Origin of the sequence: Massilia sp. 9096 (assembly GCF_000745265.1) — a bacterium.
Classification (GTDB): domain Bacteria; phylum Pseudomonadota; class Gammaproteobacteria; order Burkholderiales; family Burkholderiaceae_D; genus Telluria.
Genome location: NZ_JQNN01000002.1, coordinates 35,400 through 54,898, shown reverse-complemented (window position 1 = coordinate 54,898; position 19,499 = coordinate 35,400). Strand labels below are relative to the sequence as shown.

The 19,499-nt window shown below is 53.8% G+C and carries 12 protein-coding genes and 1 pseudogene; 5 read left to right on the top strand and 8 right to left on the bottom strand.

Going from position 1 to position 19,499, the window contains the following annotated elements; all coding sequences use genetic code 11:
- Positions 1 to 387: 387 nt before the first annotated feature.
- Both FA90_RS24340 and FA90_RS24335 read left to right on the top strand, forming a co-directional pair.
- Positions 388 to 672, top strand: a complete 285-nt coding sequence (locus tag FA90_RS24340; RefSeq protein ID WP_036177364.1) for a hypothetical protein — start codon at positions 388 to 390, stop codon at positions 670 to 672.
- A 239-nt stretch (positions 673 to 911) separates the two neighbouring features.
- On the top strand, positions 912 to 1,226 hold the full coding sequence (locus tag FA90_RS24335; protein ID WP_036177360.1) for a hypothetical protein: 315 nt from the start codon (positions 912 to 914) through the stop codon (positions 1,224 to 1,226).
- A 130-nt stretch (positions 1,227 to 1,356) separates the two neighbouring features.
- Here FA90_RS24335 and FA90_RS24330 read toward each other — a convergent pair whose 3' ends face one another.
- Both FA90_RS24330 and FA90_RS24325 read right to left on the bottom strand, forming a co-directional pair.
- Complete coding sequence (locus FA90_RS24330; protein WP_051972265.1) at positions 1,357 to 1,878, bottom strand: IS6 family transposase; 522 nt, start codon at positions 1,876 to 1,878, stop codon at positions 1,357 to 1,359.
- Between the two features lie 247 nt (positions 1,879 to 2,125).
- A pseudogene (locus FA90_RS24325) lies at positions 2,126 to 3,553 on the bottom strand (IS1182 family transposase); the annotation flags it as partial.
- Positions 3,554 to 3,756: 203 nt separating this feature from the next.
- On the opposite strand from FA90_RS24325, the gene FA90_RS24320 reads away from it, so the two are divergent.
- Positions 3,757 to 4,896, top strand: a complete 1,140-nt coding sequence (locus tag FA90_RS24320) for a sensor histidine kinase KdpD (RefSeq protein WP_197065393.1) — start codon at positions 3,757 to 3,759, stop codon at positions 4,894 to 4,896.
- A 112-nt stretch (positions 4,897 to 5,008) separates the two neighbouring features.
- Here FA90_RS24320 and FA90_RS24315 read toward each other — a convergent pair whose 3' ends face one another.
- The 5 genes from FA90_RS24315 to FA90_RS24295 form a co-directional block, all read right to left on the bottom strand.
- Positions 5,009 to 5,785, bottom strand: coding sequence for an EAL domain-containing protein (locus tag FA90_RS24315; RefSeq protein ID WP_036177581.1), 777 nt, complete (start codon positions 5,783 to 5,785; stop codon positions 5,009 to 5,011).
- A gap of 311 nt (positions 5,786 to 6,096) precedes the next feature.
- Entirely contained in the window at positions 6,097 to 7,980 is a 1,884-nt protein-coding gene (locus FA90_RS24310; protein WP_036177356.1) for a diguanylate cyclase domain-containing protein, read from the bottom strand.
- Between the two features lie 445 nt (positions 7,981 to 8,425).
- Positions 8,426 to 9,355 (bottom strand): IS5 family transposase, encoded by a 930-nt coding sequence (locus tag FA90_RS24305; RefSeq protein ID WP_036177297.1) that lies wholly within the window; start codon positions 9,353 to 9,355, stop codon positions 8,426 to 8,428.
- A gap of 704 nt (positions 9,356 to 10,059) precedes the next feature.
- Positions 10,060 to 10,407, bottom strand: a complete 348-nt coding sequence (locus FA90_RS24300; protein ID WP_239701100.1) for a response regulator — start codon at positions 10,405 to 10,407, stop codon at positions 10,060 to 10,062.
- Between the two features lie 342 nt (positions 10,408 to 10,749).
- Positions 10,750 to 11,925 (bottom strand): PAS domain-containing sensor histidine kinase, encoded by a 1,176-nt coding sequence (locus FA90_RS24295; protein WP_081934148.1) that lies wholly within the window; start codon positions 11,923 to 11,925, stop codon positions 10,750 to 10,752.
- A gap of 1,350 nt (positions 11,926 to 13,275) precedes the next feature.
- On the opposite strand from FA90_RS24295, the gene FA90_RS25315 reads away from it, so the two are divergent.
- Entirely contained in the window at positions 13,276 to 16,464 is a 3,189-nt protein-coding gene (locus FA90_RS25315) for a PAS domain S-box protein (RefSeq protein WP_156116915.1), read from the top strand.
- Positions 16,465 to 16,642: 178 nt separating this feature from the next.
- Here FA90_RS25315 and FA90_RS25975 read toward each other — a convergent pair whose 3' ends face one another.
- Positions 16,643 to 17,617: a sensor histidine kinase KdpD gene (locus tag FA90_RS25975; protein WP_197065392.1), complete on the bottom strand. Its 975-nt coding sequence runs from the start codon at positions 17,615 to 17,617 to the stop codon at positions 16,643 to 16,645.
- A gap of 644 nt (positions 17,618 to 18,261) precedes the next feature.
- On the opposite strand from FA90_RS25975, the gene FA90_RS25970 reads away from it, so the two are divergent.
- A complete protein-coding gene (locus FA90_RS25970) occupies positions 18,262 to 19,275 on the top strand; it encodes a HAMP domain-containing sensor histidine kinase (protein WP_239701098.1) in 1,014 nt (337 codons plus the stop codon).
- Positions 19,276 to 19,499: the final 224 nt, after the last annotated feature.

Below are 19,499 nucleotides of genomic sequence, written 5' to 3'. Positions count from 1 at the left end.
ATTTTTTTGTTCGACGATTTTTTCGTGTTTTTACACAGCGTGGGTCGTTAGCGAACGTACACGTCACGGGCTTAACCGCCCATCTTTTCGCCAACGATGCGCCGAAAGGTCACGCTCGTTTCCTTCGCCGATCTTCCAGCGGCGGACACACCATGGAAGCCAGCGAGTCGGTGTACCGACTACAGCCATTTGCACGAACTAGCGCCCTGGCGTTCTCAGCATCGACTAGCTGGCACGACAGGGTGCTCAGTGCCAATGATGTATCAGTCGCACCACATTGTCGTTGCATGGCTAACTAACGCTGGGGCCATTTGCTCCGGTTTTCAGCCTTCCACTATGCGACTCCTGTATTCTCGGTGACTTCCATGTCAGACGAGTGCGCCCATCATGCAAATCCCGATTAACCTTCCAGACAGCGTCACCGCGCTCATGACCTATGTTGACGATGCCGGATGGACTGAGCATGCTGAGCTTATCGTTCAAATTATGATGTCGAGTGTCCATCCTGATCTCGAGTCGTCGGTTGCGATCGCTGCTTTTCTACCTCCTAACGTGCGTGTGAACGTCGCCAGTTTTCTAAGCGCGATTCTGTCGGAAGGTATCAGTAACGAGCAACGGTACACGATATTTTCTTGGACGCAGTGCTGGGCCTTAGCAAGCCTAGAACAGTAGATGCTAACGCCTTGTTGCAGAGCAAGTGGTCAATTCTTTACTAGAACATTTTACGTTGCGATCACTCGTCTGCTGCGACGGATTGGTGCGCCCGCAAGTTTGCTTCATAAACTGCACGAAAGGTGATTCGATAAGCGTCCTCTTGCGCGACTATCGAGTCCCTCTAACGAGCGCCATGCGGACTGTAGAGCCCGCCGACGTCGCCAAAGAAAATTAGATATATAGCCCTTAATACAGGAATGATGATGATCGAAATTCAAGTGATTGATGACATCAGTGCGCCGATTTTGTTCTGCGATGTATGCGGCGGACGCATCGCCGAGGCCGGTAAAGCAGCGATTGTTTTTAACAACTTCCGCACTAATGGTGAGCGCACAGAAATTCTGTATGTCCACAAAGGCAGCATTGATGGAAAGACTTGCCATCGCGATGCAGAGCAAATTATTAGGAGCGCCGGGGGCACGCCAGGTTGGCAGGGATTACAGGATGTTTTCGTTGACTTGGCCCATAACATAGCCTTTCCTCCTGCCCTCATGGCTGACTACGACGAGTGATACAGGAAACCGTTTTGTCGAATTGACGAAGTGGCTAGTCATGTTGGGCAGACTATGACACCTGAAGAATTAAGGTTCTGTCGCATTGCTAAGCGTTAAGCGAAGTGTTTCGGACCGAGCGTGGTCCAGCTTATACTGGACGGACTATTCCCGCCAGCGCACAGAATTGATCGGCAATCGACGAGGCGACGACATCGATCGCAAACTGACCCTTACGGATCATATGCCTGAGCTCAATGCCTGCGAGCACATTGCTGGCGGCGCTAAACGACTTGACGCCCAGAATCGGCTTGGTCACACGCTTAATCGCATGATGGTCTTGTCCGATAATGTTGTTGAGGTACTTAACCTGGCGAACTACGATCAGGACCGCCGTACTGCTGTTGATCTCATCGATCGCGGTCTTGTCGGCGCCGTTTTTATCCATTGCGATCTTTGTCGGCGCGCCTTGCTCACGCATGGCTTTGTCGAAGAACCGCCGGGTAGCAATGTCACGATGCGCCGTCAAGAGGAAATTGACGGTCTTGCCTTCCTTGTCGACAGCACGGTAGAAATACTTCCAGACACCCTTGACCTTGATGTACGTCTCGTTTATTCGCCAGCTGGCTCCAACCTTGCGTTTGTGCTTGCGCGACAGCTTTTCGATCAGCAAAGGCCCGGCAGCCCGGTGCGTTATCTTTTCGTCTCGGCAACATGCTATGCTGGCTCGACCGTCCGCAATCGGCCCAGGCCGTGTAAAAACGCGAAATCGGGCGGCGAGTACAATCACAGCAAGGTTTCGATTAATTGGGGGGTGCCAGGAAACGCTGTGCCGCGCTGTGATCGTTGTGCGGCATTATCGACCAGCCGAGTAAGCGAAGCATCCAGAGCAGACCAAAACGCTGCAGAAAACGGGCATAGGCCCGAAGCGCAGCCACCATACCAGTGATGCCGAGCACCGCCATCAATCTCCGAAAATTATAGGCGAGCACGTGCAGGCTCATCTCGGTCGCCACACGCTCCAGTCCTTTCGTCAAGAAATGCGTTGCGCCCATCCAGGATTTGATTGTCCCGTATGGATGCTCTACCGATGATCGCCGGATTCGCATGGCATCAGGATTCTGCTCAAGACGCATTTGCATCTCGTCGAGCACGTCTTGATGCTCCCAGCGGGTTACCCGCCGCTGCGCGCTCGGCGTGCACTTGTTCTTGAGGTGGCAGCCCTTGCAATTCGAGCTCCAGTATCGATTCAGCTTCATGCCTTTTTCGACGCTTGCGAAGCGCCAAAGCAAGGACTGGCCCGCTGGGCAGCAGTATTCGTTTGTAGAGGAATCGTATATGAAATCTGCCTTGTCAAATCGACCGGCAGCCTTGGCTCCAGACGTTTTCGTAGGTGGCACTAAAGTGGAGATGCCAGCTTCATGACAGGCCAGGATTTCCTCGCCCTTGAAATAGCCGCGGTCGGCGATGGCCGTCAATGTCGTGGTGCCGATGGCAGTGCGCGCTTTTTTCGCCATGTTGGACAATTGGTCGCGGTCGCTGCCGTTATTCGTCACCTCGTGTTCAACAATCAAATGATGCTTAGTGTCGACGGCAGTCTGTACGTTATAACCTACGATCCCAGTCCCACGCGTCATCATTGAGCGAGCGTCTGGATCGGTCAACGAAATCTGCGTTTCGCCAGTCTTTTCCAGCTTCGCTTCGATTTCCTTGAGCGTGGCCATCTGCGATTTTAGCGCTGCAATCTTGTCGTTGAGGCGAACGCTCCTCGGTTGCCCAGCAGCCGGTTCCTGCCGATCTGCCGTGTCGAGTTCTGCCAGGTAGCGGCTGATGTTTGCCTCGATTTCTTGCATCCTGCGCTTGAGCTTGGCATCGGTGAAATTACGGTCGCTGCTGTTGACCGCCTTGAATTTGCTGCCGTCGATTGCCACGACTGCATCCGAGAACAGATCGAGCTGCTGACACACGACGACGAACTGTCGGCATACATTGCGGATTGCCTTGCCGTTGTCCTTTCGGAAGTTCGCTATTGTCTTGAAATCTGGTGCCAGGCGTTGCGTCAGCCACATCAGCTCAACGTTACGTTGGGCCTCTCGCTCCAGCCGCCGGCTCGACTGGATGCGGTTAAGGTAACCGTAGATGTAGAGCTTGAGCAGCACAGCGGGGTGGTAAGCCGGTCGGCCTGTCTTCGCTGGTTGCACCCGCGTAAAGCCCAAGCGAGCAAGGTCAAGTTCGTCCACGAATACATCGACCACCCGCACCGAGTTATCTTCGGTCACGTAATCATCCAGGAGCTCGGGCAACAGCGTGCCCTGTCCACGGTCTTCGCCTTCGATGAAGCGCTTCATTTAGCACCTGTCTTGATGAGATACTGGCTAAACGTTTACCGAGCTATGTCCGTTTACACGACGCTAGGTTTTTACACAGCCTGGGCCAGGAGCGGACGTGACGTGATCGCGGGATTCCGCGCGGAATTTTTGCGTCGAAGCATATGATGATTGCTCCCGCTGCGCAGTTAGGCTCGCTGTCAGAGCCTCGACTAAGGATCAAAATGTCTCTCGCGACCGATCAAAAAATTGACGAAGATGATTTGGGGTCTCTGTCCCAAAGCCTGCTTGCAGCTCGTGAAGAAGTGTTTGAACTTTGGGAACGCCAAGTCCGCGCCCAGGTCGTTGGCGCGAACAAGCTCCACCACCCCATTTTGTTCAACACGCTGCCCTCGTTCTACGACAATCTGGCAGAGGCGATGACGTCTGGTTATCCGCGCCAAAGCGCGACGAGCGGAAGCACTGTCGCAAGTTCCCATGGCGAAGAGCGAGCCCAGTTGGGATCTTACGGTCCGGCGGAAATTGTTCACGAATACCAGATTCTCGAAGAGTCGATCATTGAAGTGTGCGCTCGCAAAAACATCGCGCTGTCATTGGCGGAGTATGCGACTGTGCGACGATCCTTCAACTTAGCGGTTCTTGACGCTGTGGGAGAGTTTGCACACGCTCAAACCGCAATGCGGGACCGAGTCGCCGCCGCTTTGGCCCACGACATGCGCAATCCACTGTCGGGCATGACGCTTCGAGCCCAACTCCTGTCGAGCCCTAACATGCCGGAAAACGTCAGAAGGCTTGCGAGCAAAATTCGAGAAAATGGCGACAGGCTCAACGCGATGTTTGACGAACTCATGGACGCTTTGGCATTTGGGGGCAACGAGCGGCTGCCTCTGGAATTGTCCTCGTTTGACATGCTCGCCGTGGCGCGGGACGCGTGCGCCGAACTGTCCGATACTTCGCAAGCGCGTTGCGAGACCAAGGGCGATTCGATTGTGGGCTACTGGTGCGCCAATCTGTTGCGCCGCGCGATCGACAATCTGCTTTCCAACGCCATGAAGTATGGGGATGGAGGACTGATCAGCGTCAACGTCGCGCGTTGGGACAGCCGGATTTGGATCTCAGTCCACAATTTTGGCGAGAGCGTTCCGGCTGCTCACTTGAATCGCATGTTCGACCACTTGCGACGCGAAAGCTCGGGCGGCCCGTCCGGGTGGGGTTTGGGACTTCCCTTCGTAAAAAAGGTGGCAGAAAGCCATGGGGGCAGCGTCACGGTCGACAGCGATCCTCAGCGTGGCACGACTGTGACCATCGATTTGCCTTTGGACGCGCGAGACGCTCCGCCGCTGACTCAGACAATCCGAAGATAACCATCGCTGGGTGTTCCCAGCCGCCTGAAATGAGCGCCAGGCACGCCCGCGCTGCTTATCTTCTAGGCCACCTCGCAGGGATCTGATTGACTTTAGCCAGACTGCTAAACAGCTACCGCTGGGACCAAGCCATGGGGTCGACCTGCGCCATCGCTTTGAAAGCTGGGCGCGCGAAAAGGTAGCCCTGCATGAGATCGATGCCCATGTCGGCCAGCACATCGCGCTCGTCGAAAGTTTCGACGCCTTCCGCAAGCGCGACGATGCCCAACTTCTCGCATAGCCTGACGATGTTCTCCACTATGATCTGTTTGGTGTTGTCGGCGTCGATGTCGCGGATGAGATCGATGTCGATTTTCACGATGTCCGGCTGAAAGCGCGCGAGCAAATTCAACCCCGCGTATCCGGCGCCGAAATCATCGATGGCGGTTTTGATCCCCAGCTTGCGATATTCCCGGAATATCCTTACCAAGGATTCGGGTTCCGCCACTTTTTCGCTTTCGGTCACCTCGAAAATCAACCGAGACAATTCAAAGCCGCAGTCCGCCGCCGAGCGCAGGGTTCGTTGAATGCACGTCCTGGGATTGGCGACCGCGTTCGGAATGAAATTGATCGACAGCGACTCGGGCATGCTAATGGCCGTCGCTTGCTCAATCGCTCGAGCGCGGCACTCTTGATCGAATCGATGGCGGTTGTCCCAAGTCACTTGGCCAAGCACGGAGTTGGCAGGCTCGCCTTGAAGACCTCGGACCAACGCTTCATGGGCAAAGACCACCTGCCTTTTGAATGAAACGATGGGCTGGAATGCGAACGCGAATTCGATTCCAGGGACGTCGTCCCCACACTTGCCGCACTCGTTTTGAGTGGAAACCAGGGTCTTGACTGCGCGCATGGCGGGCCTCCACGGCATATCTAAGGACTCGCGCAAAATTACGCGAGCCCGTTTTCATTTTACTCTTACGCAATACTCAAAAAATGTCGTTTTTGTCGGAATCGCCAATTAATTTACGGAATGCTCGCAAAATTGCCGGAATCTCAGGAGACCGACGCTTAGCGCAGACGAACTGGACACAGTTCGTCATTGCGCCCTTGATTAAGCCCTCGTTCAACAAAGCACGCCGCTCGACTCACAAACCTGGCTGTCCAACAGATTCGGCGGATGAGTATCGAAACAGGAACAGTCCTTGACGCGTTGGCGCGCCCTCACTCTCGGCAGTCAGTCGCGTAGCCCCCTCGACCGGCGCGCTTGGCCATATATAGCGCTTCGTCGGCCCTTCGCAAAATTGCGTCCGGATCGTCTTCGCTGGACGACACCGACACGCCAACGCTGGTCGACACGGCGCGCGGGGCGCCGGCGATGAGGAACGGCGCCCGCATCGCCTCGATGATTTTGTCCGCGACGGCGCGAGCGCAGCCTGGTTGCTCCCCGCCCTCGAGGACGATCACAAATTCGTCCCCTGCCAAGCGCGCGACCAGGTCTGTTTCGCGCACGGCCGATTGCAGGCGCCGACCAAACTCCCGCAGCGCCTCGTCTCCCCCGGCGTGGCCCAATGAGTCGTTGATAGACTTGAAATGATCGATATCCAAAAACAAACAAGCGATCCTCGAAGCTCTCCGTCTCGACCGCGCCAACGCCTCGCCCAGCCGCTCATAAAGCTGAGCTCGGTTGGGCAAGCCCGTCAAAGAGTCGACTCGCGCGAAAGCGCTCAGGCGATGTTGGACGTCTTTCATCTCAGTGATGTCGATTCCCATCGTGTAAAACCCCAACGTCTTGCCCGATTCGTCAATGTCCGGGGTGTATTCGAACTTGAAGCAGCGCTGCGACGATCCAACGGTGACTGTCCGCTCGAAACTGACTCGCGCGCCACCCAAGGCCGCGCGCACTTCGGGCGCGATCGACGCGTGGACGCCAGCGCCCAAAACATCGCGCATCGAGCGCCCGTCCATTTGGTCCGCCGCGGAGCCTAGAAGCGTTCGATAAAGCGAGTTGTGGAAGACGTAGCGCTCGTTCGCATCAACGTATGAGACCAATGCTGGAAGCGTGTCCGCGATCATCCGCGCCCTTTTTTCCCCGCGAGCCCTGTCATCGCGCGCCGTTCGCAGCTCGGCGTTGAGCCGCTGTTGCTCGGCATGGCTTTGTTCAAGACGAAGAATGTTTCGCAAAGCGAAGCGCCCACTGAGCACAAGGGCCAAGACGACGATCCCCAATGCTCCGGCTGCGATGGCGCCGTCTCGGGGGATGGCCCGCCTCCATGAATCCACCGCGATCCCGACGATGACGACAAGGCCAGTGTCGCCCACCTTCTGATACGAGAAAATGCGCTCTTGCCCATCGATCGGACTGCGCGCCTCATAATTTCCGTTCGAAGCCGCCTTCCAATGTTGATAAAAATCCGCATTGAAAAGGCTCGTCGCGAAGGAACGTTCGAAGAGCGGGACGCGCGCCACAATTTTGCCGCTCGCGTGCAGCAGCGTGATCGAAAGGGTCGGCTGAAACAACGCGCTGCCAAACACGCTGGCGATCGCCGCGGCGTCGACTGAGGCGACGACCACTCCTAAAAATTCTCGGTCTGGCGAGAAGACGCTTCGGCTCAGGAAGAAAAGACGGCGTCGAGAGACCCGTCCAAATTGCGGCTGTCCCACATACAACCCAGCGCCGTTGCTGGCCAGCTGAGCTCTGAAATATTCCCGATCCGCGTAGGAGACGCCAGCCACTGGCGATCCGTTGGAGGCCGCCACGCCCACGCCGCGGGCGTCGACGAAGTGGATCCAAAAACTCGCGTCCGAATCGCTCGCCGACATCGCTAAAACCTGCCGCGCGCGCTGCGTGTTCTTCAATGCTTGCTCGCCAATCGCTCCAAGCGCTTCCGCCGACCGAAGCAAGGACAAGTCGATGACGCGCATTTCGCTTTCGACGTGCGCGCTCATCGCTCTCGAAAAACTTCGCGTCCGATCCAAAGCGGCATCGCGATCGGCTTTGACTCCGGCGGCGATTTTCCAAAAAATAAGCGCCGCCAACAAAGCAATAAGCAGCGATGAGCTGAGAATGAAGCGCTTTCTAAATCTAGCGTAGGAAGATCTCAGCATGTGTCTGGTATGGATGAGCCCAACGCCCCGCCGTCGAGCATAGTTCGTGAACGCGATAAATCAGCGACGTTTTCAGCCCATGAGCGCTTGGCTGACATGGCCAAGATTACCATGCCAACGAAATAATCCGTTTACTGGATTTCATTCATTATATTGGATTCCATTCCTACCTCATGGCCGAGCTCGGCGATCCCCCAATAAATTTTGTGAAATCGCATTCCGCATTTGAGCTCACAAAGCGTTTGAAAATCGAATGCGAATTTTTTTGCTTTGCAATGCCCGCAAACTTCACAATTTTGCGTTCCGGATAATGCGAACGCCATCCCTAAGAATGGCGTCGTTCTAATCGCGCGCCCGCGTCAACAGCATGTCAAAAAGATGGGCGGCAACCGGCTTTGTTGAGCAAATCAAGCAAAGGCCGAGCTGACGCTATTTGTAGTTCGTTTTATAACACTGGGACCGTCATCGGGGTACCCAGCCGAGTAAAGCGGTTCAGCACGGCAGCTCGTACCTGTAGCTCAGCGACCTGACGGTCAAAATCACGCGCCATGACGCGTTCGCCCAGCAGCTTGAAGCAGCGCATTTTGGTTTCGACAAGGCTGCGCCGGTGGTAGCCGCTCCATTTTTTCCAGATCGCCCGGCCCAGTCTGCGTGTCGTGTGCAGAATCTCGTTGCGGGCGTCCGCGCCGCGGCGATTGGTCTTCCAGGGTTTGGCGTTCTTTCGGGTCGGGATGATGGCATGCGCTTCGCGCAAAGCAATGGCCTCATGGCAGTCCTTCGTGTCGTACGCGCCGTCGCCGCTGACGCTGGCAATGCGCTCATCGGCAGCAATCTGGTCGAGCAGCCCCGGCAGGACAGGTGCATCGCCGATGCTGTTATCGGTCACCTCCATGGCACGGATTTCGAGCGTGGACGCGTCGATTCCGAGGTGCACCTTGCGCCATTGGCGCCGGTAGTCTGCGCCATGCTTTTTCCTCTTCCATTCGCCTTCGCCCAGCATCTTGATGCCTGTGCTGTCCACCAGCAGATGCAAGCCCGTCGTGGTCGGTACTGCCCCGATCGCCACTTGCAGCGTTTTCTGCCGCCGGCTGATCGTACTGAAGTCCGGTGCCGGCCAGTCCAGCCCGGCCAGGCGCAGCATGCTTTGCGTCATGCCCATGGCCTGGCGCAGCGGCAAATTGAATAGGCACTTGATGCTCAGACAGAACTGGATTGCCTCGTCGCTGAACGTCTGGCTGCGCCCACGCTTGCCGCTCGGCTGACCATGCCAGTTCATCGTCGGATCAAGCCAGATGAGCAGCGAGCCGCGTGCCTTGAGCGCTTCGTTGTACGTCTTCCAGTTGGTCGTGCGGTACTTCTGCGGAGCTGGTTTCATCTGTTCAGGCTACCAGACCTCACGGCCGTACGCTGGTCGGGGCTGATTTGCGCAACAAAGCCAATATGAGCCGCGACAACTATGCCCACCCTAACTCCGTTACCGTCTACGTGGGAACGACACAGTCTATGTTTTCAAAGTTCAGATATCACCTAGGTACTGGACGTGGGCGATCTAGCTACTCACTGTATTTATCTGCGTGGGCTGCCAATCTGCGAGCCACATTTGTCGTGGATTATTATGAATTTTCGCAAACTGCCTTGGAGGATGTCGAAATAATCGAAAGCGTTTTATGGGACGAACTCAAACCCATGTTCGGAAAAAAAGGAGGGCGCAAGTAACGCGTTCATTGTAATCACTGGATAGGGCAACGTTTTGGATAACGGGCGTTAGAAGGCGCATCGTCGAAATTGAACATCTCTCATCAGGGGCTAACATAAGTCTGCTATCTATGAGTGTCTGCGTTGGGACAGCTGCTAACGGACCTGAACGTTAGTGGCTTTGCAATTAGGGAATTTACCGTCCTTAGTAAAACGGCTGACATCGGCCAGACGTGAGCGGTTAGAAAACGCGGTTTTGTTTAGTCAAGAATTGATGAGTCCTGTTGTGATTCATTCAAGGCAATTCTCGCAGCACATTTGGATGACCCAGCGCAGCAGTACGAGCGAAATTTCAACGGCAGCCCGACCATGGACACTACTTCATCAAAGCAACTGCGCTTGAGCGATCAAATTTTCCAAGCGTGCGGGCTTTACCAAATGCGCGTCAAAGCCGCCAGTCTTTGTCCGCTCACGCGAATCTTGATCGCCCCAAGCCGTGAGTGCAACGATCCGCGTCGGTGGAAACCACTCAGCGTGGCGTAACGCCGACACCACTTGGTATCCGTCCATGCCAGGCATGCCCAAGTCGAGAAAAATAAGATTGGGTCCGAAAGTCTCGGCTATCTTGATCGCCTCTTCCCCGCCGTAGGCAACGGCGATCTCATATCCTTGAAATGCCATAAACTCGGCGACCAAATCCGCTGCGTCGATGTTGTCGTCGACGACCAGCACGCGACGAGCGGCACATGAGTGTTCTACCATAAGTGTTCTAGAATAATGCTTGTTAGGCGCAGATGAGTTATGGTTACAGGATACGCCTAAGTACAGAAATTTTCATTTCCTTATGGAAAATGTTCTCACGGTGTTGCGCATTTGCCTTATCAAAATGTGTACAAACTGCGGCCTCGGAGCTGCGGTTGCGGGCGGCCATTGCGTTGTGGAACCGAGGGAACGCGCATGCCAATCCGCCTTCGAAGTTGCCTGGCCGCTGGCACCGCATTGTAAGAGGAATGAAAAATTTTGACGAGACTGTAGCAGGCAAAAAGTTTTTAAATCTGTCTTACCTGTCCAGTTTTATGAAGGACCGTTGACCAACGGTTCTGACCCGAAGGCGAAAGGCCGGTGAAGCGGGAGGCGTACAATAAATTCGCTGCCCTTGCCTTCCCCATCGCTTTTAACTTCTACATTTCCTTGGTGTAACGATACGATTTCTTTAACTACCGCTAGACCGATACCAAGTCCCTCACCACGGCTGGCTTTGCGTGTATCGGCTTGTGTAAAGACCTCAAAGATTTTAGGCAATAGGCTGTCGCCGATGCCCTGACCGTCGTCCTTCACATAGCATAGGAAATGAGTTTGATCGACGGTAGCCGTTAGCCACACGTTACCGCCGGCAGCTGTGTACTTTATTGCATTGTTAAGTAGATTCAATATTACCTGCTGGAACCTTCTGAAGTCGACATCGACGTAAATTGGCACAGGTGGCATGACTTCCCAGATAACAATTCCTTTGGCCGTTGCAGATTCGCGACTACTGTTGAGTACCTCAAAAAGAACCTCCTGGAGCACGACATTTTCGTAGGCAATACTTAGCTTTCCAGTCTGGACACGGGTTAGGCCGATCAAGTCCTCAACGAGGCGATCGAGGAAATTGATCTGTCTGTCGATGATTCCAATCAAGTGCAGATGTCCTGCATTGTCGCCCGCCGAGCGCTTTATAAGCTCGACCGCACTTTTCAGGGGCGACAGCGGATTGCGCATCTCGTGCGCGATTGTACCGATGAACACATTCTTTTCGCTCATCTGAACATCGGCCTCTTGCACAAGATTTTCGAGATATTGTGTGCGCGTCCGCAAGTGCGTAGCATCGCGGAAAACCTTTACAAAACCATTCGGCTGTCCATCGGTTCCGCTGAGTGGCAGGCTTACGCCACTTGACCAGTAGCGCGCACTGTCCTTGCGTATATGCCAGCGTTCGTCTTGTGCAGCCCCGACGACACGGGCTAGTTGAGCCTCGTGCACATCCAGTTTATTCTGCCTATCCTCTGGAAGGAAAAGCATCCCGGTCGGCTGTCCGATAACCTCATCTGCAGCCCATCCTGTTATAAATTGTGCGCCGTTGTTCCAGCCAGTAATAGACAGATCTTCGTTGTAAAAGAGAACGCCAAACTCCTGCGTATCGCTCAAAATTACTTGCAAAAAAGCATTTTCCAATTCTTTTTGTGACGAACCATTCGGTAAATCCACCATGTTGACCTCTTTTCATCTGTACTGCATCAATCAACTAAGTGTCGAAGCTCGTACTTGCCGCCAAGAGGTCTAGTCATCGAAGATGAGGGTACAGGAATATCGTAAGCTATGGGCGACGCATTTGAAATTAATCATGCACTTCACCATTATGATGATATTGCAGCAACAAAGTTTCTTATTTATGTGAGTGTTGGACGATTAGCGCGATCCTGGTATAAGCAGTCAATAGCTGACATTCACACTTCCTTTTCTATCGATCAAAGTGCTGAACTAATTAGTCAGAGCATCAAAAAAAGCAGTGTAATGAAGGTTTAGCAATTTTGAAATACCGAGATGAGTGGCTTGTATCGGACACTGCAAGATACTGAATAGCTTCCACTGCCTTGAAGTAAATTTTCAGCCATGGTCTGCACTGCCGAGATTAACGCCGGATCAGTACCCATGTGTTGTAAAATCTACTCTGCGCCAAACTCTCGTCTCATGAGTTGGTCGATGTCAACTCAGCAACGTCATACACGAGTCTGGCTCGGCCACTTTCAACACTTTGTTCTATGATTCATAAGAGTGAACTAGTCAAAATTCTTGTCAGAGCTACCGAAGGTAGTGCGCCCGATGTGAACTTGCAAGGTTGCAACAAAATCTTGCTCGACAGAGCCTTGATCAGCCTTAGGCAAGAAGAAATCTGGCTGACCGAAAAAGGAAGACAATTCTTATTTCAGTGGGAATGCGAACAATTTTTACTAGCTCTGCAGGAAGGGCGGCAACCCCTAGATTCAGCTGATGTCGTTCAATGGCTTACGAAACACCATTTTGTTGTCGTGGTCGAGCAGTCAAGCCCAGCTTGGCATATAACCCCTCGCGGACGGGATTGGCTTTCGCAGCTAGAAAAAGCACTACCTGAGCTGTAGACTAGCTTGTTATTTCTGGCCAATATAGTGATGCGCAGTCATGTTCGAAAAAAAAGACTTAGGCGCATGTCTTACGCGAGCTCTACAGAAATGATTGTTGAGTAATGAAACGTCGCTTTTAGTGCTTATTGGACATTACTTGATGTTGTTGTCATTATGTTTGTTTAGCAACAAAATCGTCAAATCCTTGCGTTAAGGAACGGCATTTAACTGTATAATTGTCTAAATCGACGATTTTCCCTCTTGCCTTAGCGCTACTGGTGATCCGTCATGAGCTATCACGCTGTTGGCGTAATGATAGGTCGCCGTCGGCCAGCATCAATGCATGTCGCTAGCGTCGTCAGCATGCACGCGGTGATCATCCTCTAAATGTTGTAAGAATATAAAATATTCCGTTATCCGGCCGGTGTGCGCTGTCGGTCTTTACTTGTATCTGTTTGACATGCAACAAATTTCTTCTGACAAACGCCTTCGACTGCTTTTCAACAATGCAATCGAACAGGCTATGATCATGCTCGATCGTGACGGCTCCATCGTCGAGTGGTCCCCAGGCGCAGAGAAATTGCTCGGCTGGTCGGCAGATGAAGCCCTTGGGCAGCCGCTGGCGATGATTTTCACGGATGAAGATCGGGAGACCGGTGCACCAAAGGACGAGTTGAATACCGCACTTGCACTGGGCGACTCTACCGACGTCAGGTGGCATAAGCGCAAAGATGGCTCTTCCATTTTTTGCGATGGGACGGTTCACAAAATCGTCGATGAAAATAGTCAGGCTTTGCTTGGTTTCGGCAAAATCATGCGGCAGGCCTATGCCCTTGACGAGCAATTGCCGAGCGAGGGGAGCAGTTCAACGAACGAGCAGCGCTCTTTCCTGGCCGCCGTCCTTGAGAGTGTGGACAGTGGGATCATTGCTTGCGATCGTGAGGGCAAGTTGACGTTCTTCAATGAGACCGCGCGTAGCATCCATGGACTCGACGAAGCGCCCCTGCACTTCGAGCAATGGGCCGAGCAATACAATCTTTACCGTCCGGATGGCATTTCGCGCCTGCCGATCGACGAAATTCCCCTTTACCGGGCGCTGATGGGAGAACGTGTTGACGATGCCAAGATCGTTGTCAAACGTCCAGACGGTATGCGTCATCATTTTGAGGTCAGCGGCCGGCCTTTGAAAGATAGCGGCGGTGCGATCTTGGGTGCGGTCATTTCGATGCACGATGTCACACCGCTTCTCGATGTTGAAGCCGCGCGTGCTAATACGGTGCTCGAATACGGTAAGCGGATGTCGGCCCAAGCCTCCGAAGCGCGTATGCGACAGGCGCAGCTGCAGTTGCAGGTTGCGACAGAAGCTGCGCAGCTGGGCATCTGGACATGGGACATCACAAACGATATCGGCTCTTGGGAAAATGCGAGGATGTACGACATCTTCGGTATCCCACCGAATAGCCCGGCCTTGAACGGCGCTGCGCTCATGGCGGACAGTCTCCACCCGGATGACATCGAAAAATTTACGCAAGCGATGGACGACAGCGTTCACCAAGGCAAGCGTTTTCATTTCATCGGTCGCTATCGCCGTTTTGGCGAGCCGACCGACCGTTGGGTGGAGCTGGCTGGCGTGGTACAGCCCGAGAATGTAGAAGGCAAGGTTGTCCTCATCGGTACTGCCGCTGATATCACCTTGCGTAAGGATCTTGAAAACACCATCGAAGACGCCCGCCTCCGTTTGGCAGCAACCTTGGCCGCGGGTGAAGTGGCGACATGGATCTGGAATCTAAAAACGGACCGCCTCATCGGCGACCGCAATCTCGCGCAGCTCTTTGGCGTTCCCTACGAAACGATCGTCGACGCGCCTATGACTTTATACACTGATGCCATTCATCCAGACGATGCGGTAGACGTTGCGAGGCAGCTGCAGCATGCCGTCGACACAGGCGAGCCTTACCGAACGAATTTCCGGCTCGCGCGGGAGGACGGAACTCGCTGGGTCAGTGCACGCGGTCGCGTCGAAACCGACGACGCGGATCGTCCGATAGCTGTTGCAGGTGTACTGCTCGATATCACGCCCCAAAAAGTTGCCGAGGCGGAACTGCGTATCGCCCAAGAGCGTTACCGTACCCTCATCACATCGATGGACGAAGCCTTCGCCATCGTGCAGGTCCTAGTCGATGCGCAAGGTGTGCCGATCGATTACCGGTTCGAGGAGGTCAATCCCGCTTTCGAACAGCAGTCCGGGTTGGCTAACGCCGCCGGCAAGACAATTCGCGAAATGGTTCCTGACATCGAATCGCGCTGGATCGACGTCTATGGCAGAGTTGCCTTGACAAGGGAGCCTGCCAGATTCACTGAACATTCGGCGGCCATGGGATATTGGTGGGATGTGTATGCGACCCCGATGGGCGAATCAGGAGAGCGCCGTATCGCTATCCTGTTTACGGACATTACGGCCAAGACCGCGGCGCAGGACCACCTTCGTGAACTAGCCGCTGACCTGTCCGAAACCAACCGGCACAAGACAGAATTCTTGGCTACTCTAGCGCACGAGCTGCGCAATCCCTTGGCACCGATGCGTACCGGCCTCGACTTGATGCGCATGAGCGGGAAACCCATGATGAACGGGGCTAAAGTGCTCGACATGATGGACCGGCAAATGAGGCAGATCGTTCACCTGATCGATGACTTGATGGATCTTTCCCGGATTAACAGCGGCAAGATCGTCCTGAAAAACGAACGAGTCGACCTTAACTGTCTGCTTGCCAATGCCGTTGAAACGGCGTCGCCTTCAATTGAAGCGGCGCGTCATGAACTACAAGTGCATCTACCTAACGAAACGATTGTCATCGACGCCGATAGTACGCGGTTGGCACAGGTATTTAGCAATCTATTGAGCAACGCAGTCAAATATACGCCAAGCGGTGGCCGCATCACACTATCGGCTGAACGAGAAGGAGACACGGCGGTCGTTACTGTCGTCGACACAGGTATGGGTATTGCCTTGGACGAACAAACCCATGTGTTTGACATGTTCAGTCAGGTTTCTAGGAACATGGGACGTGCCCAGGGCGGATTGGGTATTGGTTTGTCGTTAGTGCGCAGCTTGGTCGAAATGCACGGCGGGACTATCGCTGTTAGCAGCCCCGGGATCGACAAGGGGGCGACATTCATTGTCAGTTTACCTGCTTCGTCGGGGGCCAGCAGCGAAGTGTCGGGCAATGCCTCGTACGGCTCGCCCCGCCTGCCCACGCATATCGGCTTACGCGTGCTGGTGGCAGACGATAACGTCGATGCGGCGGAGTTACTGAGCGACCTGCTGAAAATGTCGGGACACGAGACCAAGACTGTGAATGATGGTCTGGAGGCCGTGAATCAAATCGTCGCTTCCAAGCCGGACATCGCCATCCTTGACATCGGAATGCCTGGGCTCAACGGTTACGAGGTGGCAAGGAAAGTTAGGATGACGCCTGGACTTGACGACATTGTGCTGGTGGCCCTGACTGGCTGGGGCGGCGAACTCGACCGTAGCCGCGCTAAGGAGGCAGGTTTCGATTCTCATCTTACTAAGCCTGCAGGATTGCCTGAGCTAAGCCGCGTGATTGACCAGGCAATAAAGCAGAATAACGCAGGGAGGGAAGTCTAAAAATGATTCGCTACTATTTCGATGTTCATGTAAGCAAGTAACAGCTACCGAACCCAAAATCGTCGCAATTATTGACAGGCTGAGTTGCACGTTGCCCGACACAGTGGCACCTTACATTGCAATTATTTAAGAAATTGATCCTGAGCGCAGGCGTTTCCATACGGGCGCTATCTAATTGTCAGGTCGAGCTCGCCATTATCGGAAGCACGAGTTCGACATGGGCGCCGCAGCCATTTGTGCCATCATTCAGGGTCATTACGCCCCCATGTGCCAAGCAAACGCTGCGAGCGATTGCTAATCCCAGTCCTGCTCCCGAAGGCGCTCTTCCTACCGGCGGAGCACCTTGGACGAATGGTTCCGCGGCGCGCTTGGCCAATTCAGCGTTGATGCCCGCGCCGTGGTCGTCGACGACAAGCATGAGTTTGTCACCGTCTGAATAGACCTTTAGCGTGATCTCGGCGCCGTCTGGAGAATGAAAACTTGCGTTGCGCAGGATGTTGCTAAGCGCTTGCGCCACCCGCGAGGGGTCACAGCGAAGTTTAGCGAAGCGGTCAACAACATTCTCCGAGAGTGTCTGGCCTCGAGATTTCAATATCGGCCCTAACGGATCCAGCGCAGCGTCGAGCACCGCGCTCAATTGAGTTTCGCACAATTCACAAGGTACCTCCTCCGCACGGTGAAGGCGTGAGGCGTCCAACAAATCGGTAACGAAGCGAGCGAGCTGCTTGGCCTGCCGGTCAACGATGTCAACCATTTTGGCAACCGCCGGATCGGAAGTCGTTTTGCGCAACACGGCGGCGGCGCTTATGATTGGCGAGAGCGGATTGCGCAGTTCATGCGAGAGAATCGATAAAAAAGCGGCTCGTTCCTTGGCATGGCTTGAGTCGGCTGGGCCGGAAACTGACACTGCACAGAGTGCGCCCACCACTTCTCCGCTCCCGTCCCGTACAGGGCGGCTAAAAACAGTGGCTCGAATCGCGCCCTCTCCACGAGCCTGGGCTATAACGTCCATTGACACAGGCGCGGCGCGTTTTACAGCGCGTGCAACGGGATTCTCGCTCAAAAGATTACCGTCCGCGTCCAGTAACTGTTCCCAACCGTGCCAACGTCCCGGCTCGTCAGGATTAGGCGTGGAGCGCCACAAATCAACCATTAAAGCGTTCCACTTCAATACGGCGCCGTGCCGGTCACAAAGGAAGGCAGGCAGAGGCATTTGGTCAACAGCCCAACCGTGGTCTTCAGGCCACGAAGGCGAGATACTGCTCGAAGGCACTCGATTGTTGTGAAGATTTTTCGTCATGAAGCCAAACAAGCGTGGCGAAACGCAATATGATTTATATAAACCCAATTATCGAACACGCGCCGTGTTTTTGCCGTAGGAGACTTTCCTTATCGTCTGTAAGTGTGCATCCCTGAAACTCAACAATAAAGAAATAAAGTTCGGTTAGGTTTCAATAGAAGTCTAAACTTTCGCTGCTTGGCGTCGCTCTCATGACCGTTGTCAACAGTTGGGAGCGCTGTTCGCCACAGGGTGCAACAACCGAAAGCGCTCGTTTGCTAGATAACAGACCGATTAGCACTGTATCTGACAAGAATCATCGTAGGCAGTGTGAATAACCGCACAAAGACCTGAGGTAGCAATCGATTAACGGGCTGCATCATGACATATGCAAGCGATCAAAAATTAGCATACACGGACTGTCAGCTACCTCTACGCGTATGCTAGAGCTTCGCGAAGCAGTTTTCGCGGAGTGGGAGAAACGGGTTCGCGCTGCACTTCCGCAGGCACAAGCTCTCATGCACCCCATCCTCATCAATACTTTGCCAGCTTATTATGACAACATTGCTGAGGCTATCACTCCGACTTATCCTCGGTTGACCGCTGCTGCAGGGACATCGATTGCTGCAGAGCATGGTGGCGAACGAGCACGTATTACTGAGTATGACCAACAGGCCTTGATAAGCGAGTATCAAATCTTCCGATGGGTGATTTTCGACGTTCTATATCGGGAAGGTGTTCAATTAGAACCGTTAGAGGTGCTCATAATCAATGAATCGCTGGATGGAGCGATCAAGGATGCAGTGCAGGCATTCTCATTGGTGGGGAGTGCATTACGTGAGCGCTTTGCTGCTGCGTTGGCACATGACCTGAGAAACCCGCTGACGGCCGCTATGATGGTGCTTGACTTCATTGCTGTCACAGATGATCCGGTCGAGGTAAAAAACATGGTGCGCAAGGCACAGAAGAACCTTATGCGCATCGATGGCATGATTCATGAACTGCTCGACACGATGAGCTTTCATAGTGGTTCTTCACTTTCGCTACAATTATCAAATTTTGAAGTTTTAGATGTTGTGAAGGAAGTCCAAGGCGAAAAAATAGTTAAGGAGGGACTGCATATTCAGAGCGGTACAACACCTGTCACAGGGTGGTGGGACCGAGCCGCGCTCAAGCGTGCTATCGAGAACATAATTGGCAATGCCATCAAGTATCGAACTTCGGGTACTTCGATAACGATCAAGATCAACGAGGCACACCAGCGGCTCTTACTCACGGTGCACAACGTAGGTCAACCCATCCCTCCAGATGAGCAAGAAGACATCTTTCAAATGTACCGTAGAGCAGATGCTACGAAGCGAAACGAGGAAGGCTGGGGTATTGGTCTGCCATACGTTCGTGCAGTTGCTGAAAGTCATGGAGGAAGTATTGCCGTGGATAGTAGTGTTGAGCGGGGAACTACTTTCTGTATCGACATCCCCGTCGATTGTCGTCCGTTAAAAGATTCACCTAGCGTTGCTTTACCGACATAATTCTAAGCTAGCATACATCAGTAATGCTCAGCGTCCGTGTAGGCTGTTTTCGTCGTTTTGATCGCTAGTCACGCTGTCTCATAGCGGAAGTGTTAGTGTTAATTTAGCGTCCACAATCATTCCTGCGCGGTACGTCGAGATCTCACTGCCATATAGACCGACGATAGTTTCAACCAAGGCAAGACTAATGCCGAGACCTCCATTGGCGCGGTCGAGCGTGCCTT